16 protein-coding genes and 2 tRNA genes are annotated in these 16,431 nt (G+C 62.7%); 7 read left to right on the forward strand and 11 right to left on the reverse strand.

Translation table 11 applies throughout. The features are described from left to right. Window positions 1-85 precede the first annotated feature (85 nt). The 10 genes from G4D79_RS03630 to G4D79_RS03675 form a co-directional block, all read right to left on the reverse strand. Window positions 86-1,264, reverse strand: a complete 1,179-nt coding sequence (locus G4D79_RS03630) for a cation:proton antiporter (protein ID WP_003943855.1) — start codon at window positions 1,262-1,264, stop codon at window positions 86-88. 34 nt (window positions 1,265-1,298) lie between these two features. Continuing rightward, window positions 1,299-1,928, reverse strand: a complete 630-nt coding sequence (locus tag G4D79_RS03635) for a pyridoxamine 5'-phosphate oxidase family protein (protein ID WP_099696791.1) — start codon at window positions 1,926-1,928, stop codon at window positions 1,299-1,301. Beyond that, entirely contained in the window at window positions 1,925-2,740 is an 816-nt protein-coding gene (locus tag G4D79_RS03640) for an ABC transporter ATP-binding protein (protein WP_099696792.1), read from the reverse strand. Before G4D79_RS03640 ends, G4D79_RS03635 begins: the two co-directional genes overlap by 4 nt. Continuing rightward, entirely contained in the window at window positions 2,737-3,789 is a 1,053-nt protein-coding gene (locus tag G4D79_RS03645) for an iron chelate uptake ABC transporter family permease subunit (RefSeq protein WP_064073568.1), read from the reverse strand. Before G4D79_RS03645 ends, G4D79_RS03640 begins: the two co-directional genes overlap by 4 nt. Beyond that, window positions 3,786-4,829, reverse strand: coding sequence for an iron ABC transporter permease (locus tag G4D79_RS03650; protein ID WP_003943862.1), 1,044 nt, complete (start codon window positions 4,827-4,829; stop codon window positions 3,786-3,788). The genes G4D79_RS03645 and G4D79_RS03650 overlap by 4 nt, the downstream gene beginning before the upstream one ends. Next, a complete protein-coding gene (locus G4D79_RS03655; protein ID WP_003943792.1) occupies window positions 4,826-5,860 on the reverse strand; it encodes an iron-siderophore ABC transporter substrate-binding protein in 1,035 nt (344 codons plus the stop codon). The genes G4D79_RS03650 and G4D79_RS03655 overlap by 4 nt, the downstream gene beginning before the upstream one ends. Window positions 5,861-6,016: 156 nt before the next feature. After that, a complete protein-coding gene (locus tag G4D79_RS03660; protein WP_082893097.1) occupies window positions 6,017-6,934 on the reverse strand; it encodes an AraC family transcriptional regulator in 918 nt (305 codons plus the stop codon). 46 nt (window positions 6,935-6,980) lie between these two features. Beyond that, window positions 6,981-7,053: transfer RNA gene (locus tag G4D79_RS03665), tRNA-Arg, on the reverse strand. 82 nt (window positions 7,054-7,135) lie between these two features. Then, window positions 7,136-7,227, reverse strand: a tRNA-Ser gene (locus G4D79_RS03670). Between the two features lie 96 nt (window positions 7,228-7,323). After that, window positions 7,324-8,043, reverse strand: coding sequence for a dienelactone hydrolase family protein (locus tag G4D79_RS03675; RefSeq protein ID WP_003943860.1), 720 nt, complete (start codon window positions 8,041-8,043; stop codon window positions 7,324-7,326). Window positions 8,044-8,104: 61 nt separating this feature from the next. Between G4D79_RS03675 and hisC the strand changes: the two genes are divergently transcribed. The 3 genes from hisC (at window position 8,105) to G4D79_RS03690 (ending at window position 11,883) form a co-directional block, all read left to right on the forward strand. Further along, window positions 8,105-9,181, forward strand: a complete 1,077-nt coding sequence (gene hisC, locus G4D79_RS03680) for a histidinol-phosphate transaminase (RefSeq protein WP_007731684.1) — start codon at window positions 8,105-8,107, stop codon at window positions 9,179-9,181. Window positions 9,182-9,281: 100 nt separating this feature from the next. Beyond that, on the forward strand, window positions 9,282-10,976 hold the full coding sequence (locus G4D79_RS03685) for a bifunctional UDP-sugar hydrolase/5'-nucleotidase (RefSeq protein ID WP_099696794.1): 1,695 nt from the start codon (window positions 9,282-9,284) through the stop codon (window positions 10,974-10,976). Between the two features lie 37 nt (window positions 10,977-11,013). Beyond that, window positions 11,014-11,883 carry an MYG1 family protein gene (locus G4D79_RS03690; RefSeq protein WP_003943978.1) on the forward strand — a complete coding sequence of 290 codons (870 nt, stop codon included), beginning with the start codon at window positions 11,014-11,016 and terminating at the stop codon, window positions 11,881-11,883. An 8-nt stretch (window positions 11,884-11,891) separates the two neighbouring features. Here G4D79_RS03690 and G4D79_RS03695 read toward each other — a convergent pair whose 3' ends face one another. Beyond that, window positions 11,892-12,902 carry an alpha/beta hydrolase family protein gene (locus G4D79_RS03695; RefSeq protein WP_065351788.1) on the reverse strand — a complete coding sequence of 337 codons (1,011 nt, stop codon included), beginning with the start codon at window positions 12,900-12,902 and terminating at the stop codon, window positions 11,892-11,894. Between the two features lie 399 nt (window positions 12,903-13,301). Here G4D79_RS03695 and G4D79_RS03700 point away from each other — a divergent pair, with 399 nt between their 5' ends. From G4D79_RS03700 to G4D79_RS03715, 4 genes are all read left to right on the forward strand, one after another. Next, a complete protein-coding gene (locus tag G4D79_RS03700) occupies window positions 13,302-13,922 on the forward strand; it encodes a LysE family translocator (RefSeq protein ID WP_099696796.1) in 621 nt (206 codons plus the stop codon). 25 nt (window positions 13,923-13,947) lie between these two features. Next, window positions 13,948-14,352, forward strand: coding sequence for a DUF4259 domain-containing protein (locus tag G4D79_RS03705; protein ID WP_042447698.1), 405 nt, complete (start codon window positions 13,948-13,950; stop codon window positions 14,350-14,352). Between the two features lie 160 nt (window positions 14,353-14,512). Then, window positions 14,513-15,721, forward strand: a complete 1,209-nt coding sequence (locus tag G4D79_RS03710) for an aspartate transaminase (RefSeq protein ID WP_007731694.1) — start codon at window positions 14,513-14,515, stop codon at window positions 15,719-15,721. Between the two features lie 25 nt (window positions 15,722-15,746). After that, window positions 15,747-16,415, forward strand: a complete 669-nt coding sequence (locus tag G4D79_RS03715; protein WP_007731695.1) for a 4-carboxy-4-hydroxy-2-oxoadipate aldolase/oxaloacetate decarboxylase — start codon at window positions 15,747-15,749, stop codon at window positions 16,413-16,415. Window positions 16,416-16,431 lie beyond the last annotated feature (16 nt).

Genomic DNA, 16,431 nt, shown 5'->3' on the forward strand with positions numbered 1-16,431 from the left:
ACGAGCTTCCACTGTCAGCCCATGGCGAGGCGTCTGACTGATCAGCGGATGTTCGACTGGCTCGACGAGCAGTTGGATCTCTGAATCAGGACACTTTCTCCTTTTTCGTCAAGAGAGTGGCGAGCATCGGCAGCAATAGAACGGTGATCGCCCCGGCCGCGACAAGAATCGACGCGTTGTCCGAGGACATCTGATGCGCGTCGACGGCCGCGCCCGTGACCGCCACGATCATGGGCAGGCCGGTAGCCCCGTACAACGCGACTTGCGCACTTTCGCGCGTGGTGAAGGGCGGCTCCACCTTCTCGAACTTGGTCACGAAGAACACCGGCACGCCCCGGACTACAACGATCAGGATCAAAAACGCAATCAGTATGCCGGGACTGGCGGCGACCGCCGAGACGTCGATCGCCATGCCTGAAGTGATGAAGAAAATCGGGATGAGGAACCCGAAGGCGATCCCGTCGAGCTTGATCTCGAGGCGCTCGTCGCCCTCTGGCATCAATCGCCGCAGGATGAAGCCGGCGGCAAATGCACCGAGAATGACGTCGAGTGAGAACACGGCCGACAGCACTCCGAGGCTGACCAACAACAGAACGGTGAGGCGGACCGTCGTCTGCGCCGTCGTGTCCGCCCCTGCCCGCACCAGGCGGTGTGTCCACGAGCCTTCGTGAATCAGCTTGCCGGGCAGCACCGCAACGATGACAGCGATCAAGGCGAAGACGGCAAGAACGATCAGCGACAGTACGGCACCACGGGCACTCAGCAGCACCGCCATCGCGACGACCGGCCCGAGCTCGCCGACGGCCCCGTGGTTGAGGACGGTCTTACCCAAGCGTGTGTCGAGGAGTTTGTTGTCCTTGAGGATCGGCAGCAGCGTGCCCAGAGCGGTCGACGTCATCGCGATGGCAACAGCGGCTTCGGCGGAGATCACGTTCCTCATGCCAAGCAGCGCGACCACCGTGAACGCCAGCGCGAGGCAGAACAGCCACGTGTAGAGCGCTCGACGTCCGCCGCGCCCACTGAGTTCCTGTCGGTCGATCTCGTAGCCGGCGAGCAGGAACAGCATGCCGAGGCCGAGTTCGCGCAGGATGCCGATCGCTTCGCTGTCAGCTGCGATGTTGAGGGCGAACGGCCCGACCACTGCGCCCGCGACCAGTAGCAACACCACTTCGGGAACCAGTCGACGCGGGATCAGGCCCGCGACTATCGGCGCGATGGCCGCGATCAGCGCAATCCAGAACAGCGACGAGGCAATTGAAGGCACGGATCATTATCGGACATAGGTGACGGATCTGCGCTCAGTACAGGTACTTGCGGTACGCCTCCTGCCGAGCCGGCTCCAGATCCTCGACCAGCAGGCTGTGCTGCTCGGCCATCATGTCGCGCAGACTCGGCACCTCATCGGATGCCGGCCACGTCGACAGATCCCACAACTTCGCCCGCAGAATTGCTCTCGCGCAATGCAGATACGCCTCGTCGATCTGCACGATCACCGCAAGCTGTGCAGGCTTGCCGTTCATCGCCATCGAATCCAACAGATCAGGATCGGTGGACAGAGTCGCCGTGCCGTTGACGCGCACGATCTCGTCGTGCCCGGGCGCGAGAAAGAGGATCCCCACGTGAGGATTCTCGATCATGTTCCGGTACGAGTCAGCGCGCCGGTTGCCCGGACGATCCGGGAGCACGAGCGTCTTCTCGTCGGGAAACAGAACCTGACTGACCAGGTCTCCACGCGGCGAGCAGTCGCAATTTCCGGCCGCATCGGATGTCGCGAGCACAAAAAACCGTGCCTGCTCGATGAATTCACGGATCAACGGAGTCGTGTAAGCGGTCTGCTTCTCCATGATCGTCGGATGGGGCTGTCCGAGAATCGCATTGAGTTGTTCCACGGATTCGATCCGCCCGCCCGGGGCGTTCGACGCCGTCACGTCGACACGTCGTCGAGCACATGGTGGCGCCCGAGCGGCAACACCAACGGCTTACCCGACATGGGGTCGGGGATGATTCGGCTCTCGAGACCGAACACGGTGCGGACGTTGTCGCTCGTGAGCACCTCGGCAGGATCACCCGCCGCGTAGACCCGGCGATCGGCCATGGCGACGAGGTAGTCGCCGTAGCGGGCGGCGAGATTGAGATCGTGCAGAACCATGACAATCGTTGTACCCCGAGTCCGGTTCAGGTCGGTGAGCAGGTCCAAGACCTCAACCTGGTGGCTCACGTCCAAGAAGGTGGTCGGCTCGTCGAGTAGAAGCAGATCGGTTTGTTGGGCGAGCGCCATCGCAATCCACACACGTTGGCGCTGACCACCGGAAAGCTCGTCCACCGATCGTTCGGCCAATCCGGTTGTGTCCGTGGCCGCAAGCGCCTCGGCGACAGCTGCGTCATCCTCGCGGCTCCACCTCGACAGCACCCGCTGATGTGGATGACGACCACGGCCGACGAGATCGGCGACAACTATCCCTTCCGGTGCGATCGGTGACTGCGGCAGCAGACCGAGCGTGCGAGCGAGCTTCTTCGCAGGCAGGCGATGAACATCCTTGCCGTCCAACAGAACATGACCGCTTCGAGGACTGAGTAGCCGCGACATCGACCGCAGCAGTGTCGATTTGCCGCACGCGTTGGCGCCCACGATGGTCGTGATCTTTCCCGGCGGCACCGCGAGGTCGAGCGATTCGACGACGGTCCGTCCTCCGTAACCGAGTTCGAGGTTTTCGACAGTCAGAGAGTGGGATTCGGTCACAGCGAACCTCCCGTTCGGTTGGAGCGAATGATGAGGTAGACAAGATACGGCGCTCCCAGCGCACCGGTCACCACGCCAACGGGGTAGCGGGTGCCGAAGGCGTACTGTCCGCAGAAATCGGCGACGAGCACCAGCAGCGCTCCGACCAGCGCCGACGGAATCAAAAGTGATGTTCCCGGACCGACGATGCGGGCGGCGATGGGCCCTGACAGAAATGCGACGAAGGCGATGGGCCCCGCAGCGGCAGTGGCAAAGGCGATGAGTCCGACGGCCGCAATGATCGTCAGAATGCGCGTTCGTTCCACTCTGACGCCGAGCGCTTGTGCTGCGTCGTCACCGAGCTGGATGGTCGAAAGGTTGCGCGATTGGCTCAGCAGCACCGGCCCGAGCAAGACCAGCGCCAGGAGTACGGGAACCGTCGAACCCCAGTTGGCACCGTTGAGACTGCCGGTGAGCCAACGCATCGTCTCCTGCAGATCCCACGCGGCGGCGGTACTGAGAAGGTAGGCGGTGACGCTGTCGAGCATCGCGGCGATGCCGATACCGATCAGGATCAGCCGAGTGCCCGCTACACCGTCCCGGAAAGACAGAACGTAGATCAAGATTGCGACGCCCAGACCGACAGCGATAGCAAAAACCGATACCTGTGAACCGCCGAGTGAAAGCGAGATGATCGCGAAAGCCGCTGCAGCGCTTGCGCCGGAGCTGATTCCGATGATGTCGGGGCTCGCGAGCGGGTTGCGCAGCATCGTCTGGAACGTGATGCCGCCCAAGCCGAAACAGATTCCGGCGACCACAGCGAGGACAGCGCGAGGCAACCGGAGGCGGCCGACGGTGAACGAGGCACCAGGCACGTTCTCCCCCAGCACGACCCGAAGCACATCTGACGGCGGGTAGAAGGTTTTTCCCACCATCAGAGTGACCGCGAAGGATGCGACGGCGAGGACCGTCAGCACGGCAATCACGATGCGGCGGCGTCTACCTCGTCGGATACGGCTTGCTCCGACTGCGTCGACCTCGACTTCGGGAGTAACGAATGTAGTGGTCACAGCTCACGTATTTTCTGACGGCGGACTATGTAAATGAAGAAGGGCGCTCCGATGAGCGCGGTGATGATGCCGACGTCGATTTCGCTCGGCCGGGCGACAATTCGTCCGAGAATGTCGGCGGCGACGAGAAGGCCGGCACCTGTCAGCGCAGAAAACGGTAGTAGCCAACGGTTGTCAATCCCGATCAGCAACCGGCACAGATGCGGGACAACCAAACCGACGAAGCCGATCGGTCCGGCAATGGCAGTGGCTGCACCGCAGAGCAACACTGCACCGAGCGCTGCCACTGCACGAACCACCGCGACGCGTTCGCCGAGACCTGATGCAACCTCGTCGCCGAGCGCAAGAGAGTTGAGACTGCGCGCTGACAGCAGACAGATCACGAAGCCGACAATGAGGAAAGGCAGACCCTGCCGGATCACCTCGAAACTCGCGCCACCGACGCCGCCGATCTGCCACGAACGAATGTTGCCCGCAATATCGTTTCGCGGCAGCATGATCGCAGTGATGAACGAAGCAAACGCAGCCGATGTTGCGGCCCCGGCAAGAGCCAACTTGAGTGGCGTGGCTCCACCTCGCCCGAGTGACCCGACTACGTAGACGAACAATGCCGCCCCGGCTGCACCGAGTACGGCCACCCAGATCATGCTGGTCTGGGTCCACAGTCCGAACCACGCCATTCCGATCACCACGGCGAGCGAAGCGCCCATGTTGACGCCCAGGATTCCGGGATCCGCCAAAGGGTTTCGGGTGATCCCCTGCATCACTGCGCCGGCAAGACCGAGCGCAGCTCCCACGATTATCGCGAGCACCGTCCGCGGAATGCGCTTGGCAATCGCGCCCTGACCGATGTTGTCCGTTGAACCACTCAGTGCGGCAAAGATATCGGACCAGTCGACGTCACGAGAGCCGATGACGATCGAGGCGCACATGAGCACCGCGAGGACAACGAGAAGGGCGATCAGCCACAGCGAATTGCCGAACGTCGGGCGCCGCGTATCGCGAGCGCCCGACGTCGAATCCTGCGAGGTTACAGTCACTCCGACTTTCCAGCGGCCCCGGCGAGCAGATCGACGTAGTCGCCGAGTACCCACGAAATTGCGAGTGGAGTCGGGTTGGCCGCCGTTCCCATCGGCCCGGTCCCATTGAGGAACACGATCGAGTTATTGGCGACGGCAGGCATCTGCGAGAGCAATGGGTCAGCCTTGAGTGCGTCGACAAGTGCCTGGTCACCGTAGGTGACGATCAGTTCGACGTCGTCGAAGACGTCCACACGCTCCGCACTGACCTTCTTCGAGAACTCACCACCCGTCGAGGCGTCGGCAACGCTCTTCGGCGTCGAAAGTCCGAGGTCCTCGAAGAACGCGGCGCGCGTGTCGTTCGCCGTGTAGAAGCTGACCTGGCTCAGATCAGCGGTGTCGACGTGCGTCAGGAACATGGTTGCCTTGCCTGCAAGCTGCGGATGCGCGGCAACCTCGTCGGCGATCTCCTTCTCGATGGTGGAGATCAGTTCCTGCCCTTCGGATTCCATGCCGAGGCCCATGCTGTTGAACTTGATGACGTCACGCCACGACGTCGCCCACGGCCCCTCGGGATACGCCACAACCGGAGCGATCTCACTGAGAGTGTCGTAGTCCTCCTGCGTCAATCCGGAGTATGCGGCAAGAATGACGTCAGGGTTCGTATCGGAGACGGCTTCGAAGTCGATGCCGTCGGTCTCGTCGAAGAGCACCGGCGGCTTCGCGCCAAGGTCGTCGAGCTTTTCCTCGACCCACGGCAGCATTCCGTTGCCGTTGTCGTCACCGAAAGTCGCCGCTGCCATTCCGACGGGAACCACGCCGAGAGCAAGGGGCACTTCGTGATTGGCCCAGGCAACGGTGGCAACTCGCTCCGGCTTGGCGTCGATCGTCGTAGTTCCGAAAGCGTGCTCGATCGTGACAGGGAAGGAGCTGGATCCGCTTCCGGCGCTGCCGCCGTCGGCGGTCTCCGAGGAGTCGGAACTGCAAGCTGTCATGCCGAGGGCGACTGCGACCGCTGCTGCGGCCACCGCCAAGAAGCGTTTTGAACGCATGAAAACAGAACTCTCTCGAGAAGGGGTACGGCCCTCAACCCGGCTCAATCAAGCACTTAGGTGAGGTTTGCCTAAACCGTATACGGGAGGGCAATGTGGCGCAATCGCGTGTTTGGGACACCCCGTGTAGCAATCGAGACAAGGTGTGGTGGCCGATCAGCTAGCCCGGAACATCCCTGGTGTAGCGCCGGTAGTGCGCCGGAATGCCGCCCCGAATGCGCTGGTCGAGTGGTAGCCCACACGCTCGGCAACCTCTTGTAGATCCAAGCCGTGGGCAAGAAGGGTCACCGCTCGTTGGGCGCGCACAGCCGAGACCCACTGCCCGAAACTCATCCCGGTCTCCGACCGAAATACCCGGGTGATGGTTCGCGGGCTGACACCGAGGAGCCTTGCCCAGTCGGACAGCGTTCGCATGTCACTCGGATCGTCACCGATCGCATCGACGATGGGTTGCAGAAGTGGCGAGTCCGGCACCAGCACCAGCAACTCGTTCGGCGACGGTGCCAGCACGTCGATCACCATCTGCTCCGTGAGCGAGCGTGAAGAGGTTCCGAGTGAATCGTCTGCCAGTCGCTCGAGGAGGTTCCGCAGCAGCGGAGTGACCTCGATCGCCACCGGCACGTCGGACAGAGAAGGAACTGACGCGATGTCGAGCTGAGCGGCCCGATACCAGGTGCCGGCCGGCGCGATCGCCGAGTGCAGGACGCCGGCGGGCATCCACAGACCGACGGTCGGCGTAATGGTCCACGTGCGCGATCCCACCGTGGCGCTCGACGCTCCTCGCTCGTTCCACAACAATTCGTGGGTCGGGTGCGAGTGCGCCTCCCACCGGGTCTCGCGGGAGACAAGCTCGTCCATGCCCGCGATGACAAAGGGCACCTCGACCGCCCCGGCCGAGTAGACCGGGAGCGTCCGACTGTCGACGGTCTCCAACGGGTTCTCCTCGGTTCGCGTGGCTGCTCCGCAGAAAGCATAGGTCGCGGGGATCGGTTGTCGGTTCCCACGATCGCGAGGATCACCGCCCGAAATCGCCGAGGTGACCTCACACACATTCAAGAATTGCGTATGCACCACAACAAAAAGAAGGTCACAGACCTGAAGTCTGTGACCTTCTTTCTTGTGCGCCCGAAGGGATTCGAACCCCTAACCTCTTGATCCGTAGTCAAGTGCTCTATCCGTTGAGCTACGGGCGCATGTTCTGTTGTCTTGCTGGTCTTGCGTGTCTTACCGTCGTAATTTCTATCATTTCTAACCCGCCGGTCAAAATCACCGGCTTGGCGGAGGCGAGAGGATTTGAACCTCCGGTCCCTCGTAAAAGGGACAACTCATTAGCAGTGAGTCCCATTCGGCCGCTCTGGCACGCCTCCCTGGGGGTTCCGATCCTTTCGGACCGCCGGATCGAAAGATTACACACCCTTCGCCACCAAAGGCAAAACGTGTGGTCAGCGGGCTGTTTTGTGGACTTACCGCAGGTGGCTGTCGAACCAGTCGAAGATCCGGGTCTGAGCTTCGATGATCGAGGCCGAATCAGGGTCGTCGAGGTCAGCGTCCTCGGACAGCTGTGGCGGCTCGTCCGCCCGGTGAGCCAGTCCGGCGTAGCTGACCACCAGTGTCGCGACGTCGGCCTTCGCGGTCGCTTCCCGGAGCAGAGTCACGTGTTCGCGAGGCGTGCTGGGATCGTCCTCGCCGTACAGCGCCAGCCACGGCGCCTGCAGGGAAGTGGCCGCGTCGACAAGCGCCTGAGCATCCACCGACAAGGCTTCGACGATTCCCCGGGCGGCGACGCTCACCGCGGCGCCGACGGGACGGCTGGTGGCAACGAGCATCGCGGCGGTACCGGCGTCGTCGAATCCGAGCACCCCGATGGTGTCTGCGAGAACTTCGCGTCCGACGAGCCAATCGAGGGTCGCGTCGAAGTCGGCGAAGAGGTTGTCACCGAACACCTCACCCTGCATGTGTTCGGGTTCGCGGTGAAACAGGTGAGGTGCGACGCTCACCCACCCTTCGCCGGCAAGCGCGCACATCAGATTCAGCAGAGCCGGGCTGAACTTCCGGGCTTCATGCAGGACGACGATCCCGCCCCGCGTCGGGCCGTCCGGCTCCACCACGGTCAGCGGAACAGCCGTGGCGACCTCCCCTTCGGCTCCGCGCAGATACGCGGTGGCTCGGAAGATTTCCGACATCTTCTAACTCTGACACGCAGACGGCCGCTACGCACCAAATCGGTGCGCGCATAATCGACTCGTGACCGCACACATTCGCCCTGACCTCGCCTCCATCCCCGCCTACGTTCCCGGACGCAATTTTCCGGGTGCGATCAAGCTGGCGAGCAACGAAACGACAGTAGGGCCGTTGCCCGGTGTGCGTGACGCCGTCGCCGACGCGGTCGCCAATGCCAACCGCTACCCGGACAATGCTGCGGTTGCACTCATCGAGGCGCTGGCCAGCTTCCTGAAAGTCGAGCCGGCCAACGTCGCCGCTGGTTGCGGCTCCGTGACACTGTGCCAGGAACTCGTGCAGATCACGTGCGATCAGGGTGACGAGGTCATCTACGCGTGGCGTTCGTTCGAGGCGTACCCCGTGGTCACCCAGGTCGGCCATGCCGTCTCGGTCAAGGTTCCGCTGACCGAGGACTTCGGCCACGACCTCGACGCGATGCTGGCCGCGATCACGGATCGCACGCGGTTGATCTTCGTATGCAACCCCAACAACCCGACCGGCAATGCACTGTCGAAGGCAGAGCTCGAGAGCTTCCTCGACGCGGTCCCGGCGCACGTCGTCGTCGCACTCGACGAGGCGTACTTCGAATACTCACGCTCGGACGCCGACGGCATCGAGCTGTTCCGCAGCCGCCCCAACGTGGTTGTTCTGCGCACCTTCTCGAAGGCGTACGGCCTCGCGGGAATCCGCGTGGGTTACGCGGTCGCGGATCCGGAGATCATCGTGGCCCTCGGCAAGGTGCACACCCCGTTCACCGTGAGCGCTGTCGCGCAGGCCGCCGCAATCGCTTCCCTGGCTGCAGCAGACGAACTGCTTGCCCGCACCGAAGGTGTCATCGCCGAGCGGACACGAGTTCGAACCGCTCTGATCGAAGCCGGGTACACCGTCCCCGAGTCGTCGGCGAACTTCGTCTATCTCCCCCTCGGAGAGCTCTCTCCCGCTTTTGCCGAGGCGAGTACCGAAGCGGGCATTCTGATCCGCCAGTACGGCGTCGAGGGCGTCCGGATGACCATCGGCGATCCACACGAGAACGACGCATTCCTCGCTTTCGCGAACACCGACGTCGCGAAGCAGGCCGCGGGCATCGGCGTCACCGCGTGACACTCGATACATAACTGTTACGCCGAGGACTGGAATTCGTTTCGGCAGACGGGCACACTCAGGGAGGTTCGAGGCCGGTCCGAGCGAGGGAGCACGACGCATGACGCGACGCATGACACGAACGTGTGCCGTGCTCGCAACGACCCTTCTCGCCACCACCGCGACCTCCCTGAGCGGCGTCGCCAACGCAGAGTCCCAGGACACGGTGTCGGTACGTCTGTTGGCGTTCAACGATCTGCACGGCAGTCTCCGCCCGCCGGAAGGTGTTCGCAGCGAGATCAGGCAGGCCGACGGCTCGCTCACTCCCGCAGGTGGCGCGGCGTATCTCGCGGCCTACGTGACGCAACTTCGCAGCCAGGCCACCAACTCGCTGCTGTATTCGGTCGGTGACAACTGGGGATCGTCGGCGCTCGAGTCGGCGATGTTCAACGACGAACCGACGGTCGAACTCCTGAACCGGATGAAGATCGACGCTTCCGCGATCGGCAACCACGAACTGGACAAAGGGCTCGCCGAGTTCCGACGCATGCAGTCCGGCGGTTGCTCCGCCGTCGATGCGTGCACGTTCAGTCCGTCCTTCGGCGGCGCCAACTTCCCGCTGATGGCCGCGAACATGACGTACACCAACGGCACCCCGGCCACGCTGCCCTTCACCGTGAACATGGTCGACGGCATTCCGCTCGGAGTCATCGCGATTTCCCCCGCCAACACGTCGCAGATCGTGACACCGGGTGGGATCGCCGATCTGCAGTTCGGCGACGAGGTCGAAGCGATCAACCGCACCGCCGACGTCCTCGACTTCTTCGGCGTCAAAGCCATCACCGTCCTCCTGCACCGTGGGGACGAACCGGCCGTCGAAGGTGGGCCCAACGACTGCAACGTCGAGTCCGGGCCGGCCCGCGACATCGCCCTTCGTGCGTCACCGAAGGTGGACGTCATCTTCACCGCCGACAGCCACCAGCAGTACAACTGCGAATTCCCTGATCCCGCAGGCAATCCCAGAGTCGTGATGCAGGGCGCTTCGCACGGCCGGATCGTGTCCGTCGCAGACGTCACCATCGATCGCAACACCCGCGAGGTCGTTCGCGATCAGACGTCCGCGTTCAATCAGATAGTGACACACGATATTTCGCCGGATCCCGATATTCAGGCGCTCGCCGACCGAGCCTGGTCGGAGGCATCGGAAAGCGCTCAGCAACCGGTGGGGACCATCACCGCCGATCTGACACGGGACCGGGTACCCAGCGGCGAATCGACACTCGGCAACCTGGTCGCCGACGCTCAACTCGCCGCCGGATCGACACGAGGCGCTCAACTCGCGTTGACGAACCCCGGCGGCATGCGCGAGGACTTGGACTTCGGCACTTCCGGCCAGATCACCTACCGCCAGGCCTACGGTGTGCAACCCTTCGGCAACAGTCTCGAGGTGCTCTCCGTCACAGGAGCGGTGCTGAAGGACGCTCTCGAACAGCAATTCCAGATCGACCTCGACGGCACCGCTACCGAGCGCATCCTCTCCCCGTCCGCGGGCTTCACCTACGCCATGGACCGGCGAGCAGCGCCGGGCTCGCGAATCTCGGAAATGCGCTTGAACGGGCAGGACATCGCGCCCGACGCCGTCTACAGCGTCGTGGTGAACAAGTTCCTCGCCGAGGGCGGGGACGGTTTCACCGCACTGAAGAACTCCACCCAGATGACCGGCGCGGGCAACGACCTCGACGCCTTGACCGCCCTGTTCGCAGCCGGGTCACCGGTCTCGCCACCTGCCACCGACCGCATCCGCACCATCGGCTGACTAGGCATCCCCGCGCTCGATTGCCTAGTCTCGACGGGTGATCATCGCGACCCATAACGGCAAGTTCCATGCAGACGACGTCTTCGGCGTATCGCTGCTCAAGCAGCTGTACCCCGACGCCACCGTCGTTCGCAGCCGTGACGAGTCCGTCCTCGACAGCGCGGACATCGTGCTCGACGTCGGCGGTCGCTACAACCCGGCCGAGGGGCGCTTCGACCATCACCAGCGTGATGCCGGCGAGCGCAGCAACGGCATCCTGTACTCCGCCTTCGGTCTGCTCTGGCAGGAATACGGCCTGCAGTTCTGTGAAGGCGACGCCTCCGTGTTCCGCCGTATCGACAGCCGACTGGTCGAGGGCATCGACGCCGTCGACAACGGCCAAGAGATCTACACCCTCAACGACTACGGCACCAAGCCTTTTGATCTGTCGTCCGTGCTGGACCTTTTCAATCCGATCTCGTCCACCGACGAGGAGTTCGACACCCAGTTCGAGCTGGCCGTCGTTCTCGCAACCCAGGTCTTGATTCGCCTGCGCGCCAAGTACGCCGGCGACGCGGCCGCCGAGCGCGAGTTCACCGAGACCTACGAAAAAGCAACGGATCCGCGCTTCGTCGTGCTGGAACGCTTCGTTCCCCACGGCCGCGCCGCGTCGGCCCAGCCGGAGCTGCTGTTCACCATCTTCCCGAACACCAACGGCGGCTGGTCGATTCAGACGGTCAAGCCTGCTGACTCCAAGTTCGGTTCACGAAAGCTGTTGCCGGAGCCGTGGCGCGGCCTGAACGGCTCGGATCTTGCCGCCCAGACGGGCGTCGACAGTTCGGTCTTCTGCCACAAGGCCGGGTTCATCGCGGCTGCGCAGACCCGTGACGGCGCCCTCCAATTGCTCGAACTGGCACTGGCCGAGTAGTTCTCAGCTCACATTCCCAGCGCCGTCTTCACCGTCGGCCAGGAATCGTGAAGCGCGTCTTGCCAGTACGGCCACGAATGGGTGCCGTCGTTCCGATACGCGAACACTGCGGGAATCGACAACTCGCCCAACCTCGCTTCGAACAGTTGTGTGCACGTATTAGCGAGCGCCTCGAGCGGTCCGCCTTCGATGGCAGTCTGCAGTCCACTCGGGGTGAAGACGTTGTCGTATTCTCCGGGCGCACCTGTACCGGAGGACACGTAGATCGTCTTCCCTCGCAGCGTTTCCGCGTTGGTGGACGGGTCGTGCTTTTGCCAGTCGGGGTCCGACGCCGGACCCCACATGTTGGTGGCGTCGCCCGCCTTGCTGGCCACGGTGAGCCGCACGGAATCCTGCGAGGACGATTCGGAGTTGTCGAGACAGCCACTGTACGAGGCCAATCCGGTGTAGAGCTTCGGGTGATGTGTGATGAGGTTGGCCGCGCCGAGCGCACCCATGGACACCCCGCCGACCACGTTCGTCCCATTTCCGGAAAACGCAGAATCAATCAACGTCGGAAGTTCTTCTGCGAGAAACGATTCCCACTTGTTCACACCGAGGTTCGGATCGTCGTTCTTCCAGTTGGTGTAGAAACTGCCGGTGCCGCCCACGGGGAGAACGACGTTGACGTTCTTGTCGGCGAAAAACGTTTCGATGTCGGTCTTCTGGGTCCAGGTGCTCTCGGAGTATCCGGATTCCGAACCGGCACTGACGCCGTCGAGTAGGTAGAAGGACGGACGTGAACCGGCGCTCGACGCTGGATGCAGAACCTGCACTTGCACCTCGCGTCGCATGGCCGGCGACTCGACGAACACGGCACTGCGTGTGGGCGACAACTGCTCTATGCGATTGATGTGAGCCCCGGCCTGACCGGCCGAATCTCCTGGTGGGTTTTCAGGTGCCGGTTCGGCATACGCCACTCCGCCCACGACAAGCGCGAGCACGACCAACACAATCCCGACAAACCCAAATCTCCGCATCCGTCAAGCGCCCCCTGAGCATCGCACGACTATCGCTAACCCTCGATTGGACAGGACGAACGTCCCGGGGTCAACCCACTGGTTGGGATTTATTACTCGCGGGTATCCAATGGAGTTGGACAGTTCTCCACCGATGCACACACAGGTGTGGATAACTTCATTCACATCCACTTCCCAGTTGTGCATAACCTGTGGACAAAAGGATGAATTACAACAGAGTTATTCCTCCTACCTGCAACGATTCGTTTCCCCACAGTGTGCATAACTTTGTCGAACAGGGCTCGCGAGACGCCGGTTTCCGGGCGTGTCCATGCAGTTCACACCGCCGCGCCACTCTTTGTTCACAGGCACGACACCACCGGCCGACAATGCTCCCCACCCCGACTTCATACTTGTTGCATGCTGACCGCTCTGCTCGCCGCCACAGCTGTGCTCGCCCTACTGACTCTGGTCCCCGGGCCCGACATGGCCGTCGTGACGCAGGCTGCTCTCGGCGCGGGCAGATCTGCCGGTTTCCGGGTAGCGGCCGGCATCGTCTCGGGCCTTCTGGTGTGGGGTCTGTTGACCGTCCTCGGGCTGTCGGCGATCCTCGCCGCGTCGGCCGAGGCGTACACGGTGGTCAAGCTCGCCGGCGCGGCTTACCTGATCTATCTCGGTGTGCGAGCACTGTGGGAGAGCCGGACGTCGCGGATGCAACACAATGCCGACGCTCCACGATCGCAGAAGGCCGGGACATGGAAGTCGGGCTTCACCACCAACCTGCTCAACCCCAAGATCGCCGTCTTCTACACCGGACTGTTGCCGCAGTTGGTTCCGGCCGGGTGGCCGACGGGACCGTCGCTTGCGTTGCTGGTGCTCATCCACGCAGCCATCACCATCGTGTGGCTCAGTGGCTACGTGGTCCTTCTCTCGCGAGCGCGTAGCACCTTCGAGAAGCCCCGAGTGCGACAGGCACTCGAGCGCATAACCGGAACAGTTCTTCTAGGATTCGGAGCGAAGATCGCGCTCGAAGCGCGCTGAGACGGCAATCGGAAAAGAGTAGACAGTGGGCGCGTGGGGATCGGGACCGTTCGAGAACGACGGTGCAGGGGATTTGATCGCGTCCATCGGACACGGTGACTTCACCTTCGAATCGGTGAAGTGGGCATTCGAAGACGACTACCTCGAGGTCGACGGCGGTCAAATCGCCGTCGCCTTGCTCGAATTGGTACTGATCGTGCGTGCCGACCGCAAGCGTGACCCTGCCACCCAAGACCTCGATCTCGACTCCTTCACCTCGGCTCTGACCAGTGAACGGCTCACCTGGCTGATCGAAATGGTGGAGCGCACCATCGCATCGACCGATTCGGAACTGTTCGAATTGTGGGACGAGCAGGGACCGGAAGAGCTTGCGTCGTGGCGCGTTCCCGTCGTGGACGGTCTCGAGGATCTGCGCGTTCTGTCGGTCTGATTCCGTCGCCGCTCCATCACGTTTGCTTATCGGGCCACAACGGTTCGGTCTTGGTCAGATGCTCTGGTAGGACCCTATGGTCGAACGGATCACCGAGTGAGAACTGTGGCTCGTCGACGACGGGAATCCACGCTCACCCCGGACCCAGGAGCAGACCATCATGGCGACTTTCGTTCCGGCTGCGCGCGTCGACAGAATCAGGGAGTCGCCGAGTGTGGCTGCCGCACAACGAGTGCGCGAGCTGAAGGCCCAGGGCCGTGAAATACTCGACCTGACCGTCGGGGAGCCCGATTTCGACACACCCGACAACATCAAGTCTGCGGCGATCACTGCGATCAACACGGGTCAGACCAAGTACACCGCAGTCAACGGCATCCCGGCTCTACGCGAGGCAATCGCAGCACGCGCGGCTTCGCGAACCGGAATCCAGTACGCGGACAACCAGATCACCGTCGGCGGCGGCGCGAAACAGGTCATCTTCCTCGCTCTCATGGCGACGGTCGAAGCCGGCGTCGAGGTTATCGTTCCCGCCCCTTACTGGGTTTCGTACCCGGATATGGTCCTCGCTCACGACGGAACTCCGGTGATCGTTCAGTGCGAGGAGTCCGACAACTTTCTTCTCACAGCCGAAGCACTATCCGCTGCAATCACTTCGAACACCAAGTGGGTCATCCTCAATGCCCCGGGCAACCCCACCGGATCTGTGTACACCCGCGAGCAGCTGCAGGCCCTCGCCGAAGTGATCGAGGCCAATCCCCATGTCAGTGTGTTGGTCGACGAGATCTACGACGAGATCAACTTCGGCGACGCTCCGATCCCGAGTCTGCTGCAGGTCGCTCCGCACCTCCGTGATCAGGTACTGGTCACCAACGGAGTCTCCAAGTCTCATGCCATGACCGGGTGGCGACTCGGATACGGACTCGGAAATTCCGGATTGATCGGCGCCGTCAACAAACTGCAGGGTCAGAGTTCTTCCTGCCCGTCCTCGATCAGCCAGGCCGCAGCCGTGGAAGCCCTCACCGGCGACCAGAGTTTCCTCACCGAATCCGTACGAAGTTACCGACGACGACGCGACCTCTCGGCTCACCTCCTCAGTGTTGTCCCCGGGCTCGAGCCCGTCGTGCCGCAGGGTGCGTTCTACCTGTTCGTCAACTGTGCCGGCTTGATCGGCAAGCAGACCCCGGATGGCACCGTGATCGAGTCCGACCAGGATCTCGTCCTCTATCTCCTCGACGAGGCGTCGGTTGCCACCATTCAGGGTTCGGCTTACGGCGCATCGCCGTACTTCCGTATCTCCTTCGCCACCTCCGAGGCCGTCCTCGAAAAGGCCGCGGCACAGATCGCCGCGGCAGTCGAACGCCTTTCCTGATCTTTCATACTTTCTGGAGTACAAGATGATTCACGTCAAGACGAAAATTGATCGCGCGGACAAGGACCTGATTGCCGAACTGGGGACGTTCTCCGCGGCCACGATTCACGAGGCACAGGGACGTAAGGGGTCGCTGCATCCGGCGATCAAACCGATCGACCGCGACATGAAGTTCTGCGGCTCCGCCTTCACAGTCAAGTGCCATCCCCGTGACAACCTCATGCTGCAGGTTGCGATCAGCTACGCACAGCCGGGTGACGTCCTGATCGTCTCTTCAGGTGATCAAGCCGCCGGCCAGTTCGGCGATGTCCTCGCCAATGCCTGTGTTGCGCGCGGCATTACCGCACTGGTCACCGACGGCGGAGTGCGCGATACCCGGGAGATCCGCGAACTCGGATTCCCCGTCTTCTCCAAGCACGTGTACATCGAGGGAACCGTCAAGGAATCTCTCGGCCCGATCAACCATCCCCTGGTCTTCGGAGAACAGGTCATTTATCCCGGTGACGTCGTCAAGGGTGACTGCGACGGCGTTGTCGTGGTCCGCCGCGAGGAGGTTGCCGAGGCAATCGAACTTTCGCGTGCCCGTGACGAAGCCGAAGCCGGGTACATCGAGCGTTACAAGCGGGGCGAGACCCCACTCGAGGTGAGCAATCTGACTGCCCTGCTGGAAGCCAAGGGCCTGGTGGTCGAATAACCTGCTGTGCGCCTTT

Origin of the sequence: Rhodococcus sp. WY5 (assembly GCF_018588185.1) — a bacterium.
Lineage (GTDB): Bacteria > Actinomycetota > Actinomycetes > Mycobacteriales > Mycobacteriaceae > Rhodococcus_F > Rhodococcus_F qingshengii.

Coding starts and splice junctions, on each gene's coding strand:
- G4D79_RS03700 (WP_099696796.1), top strand. CDS start 13,302: ATGCTGACCGCTCTGCTCGCCGCCACAGCTGTGCTCGCCCTACTGACT.
- G4D79_RS03655 (WP_003943792.1), bottom strand. CDS start 5,860: ATGCGTTCAAAACGCTTCTTGGCGGTGGCCGCAGCAGCGGTCGCAGTC.
- G4D79_RS03710 (WP_007731694.1), top strand. CDS start 14,513: ATGGCGACTTTCGTTCCGGCTGCGCGCGTCGACAGAATCAGGGAGTCG.
- G4D79_RS03685 (WP_099696794.1), top strand. CDS start 9,282: ATGACGCGACGCATGACACGAACGTGTGCCGTGCTCGCAACGACCCTT.
- G4D79_RS03715 (WP_007731695.1), top strand. CDS start 15,747: ATGATTCACGTCAAGACGAAAATTGATCGCGCGGACAAGGACCTGATT.
- G4D79_RS03695 (WP_065351788.1), bottom strand. CDS start 12,902: ATGCGGAGATTTGGGTTTGTCGGGATTGTGTTGGTCGTGCTCGCGCTT.
- G4D79_RS03675 (WP_003943860.1), bottom strand. CDS start 8,043: ATGTCGGAAATCTTCCGAGCCACCGCGTATCTGCGCGGAGCCGAAGGG.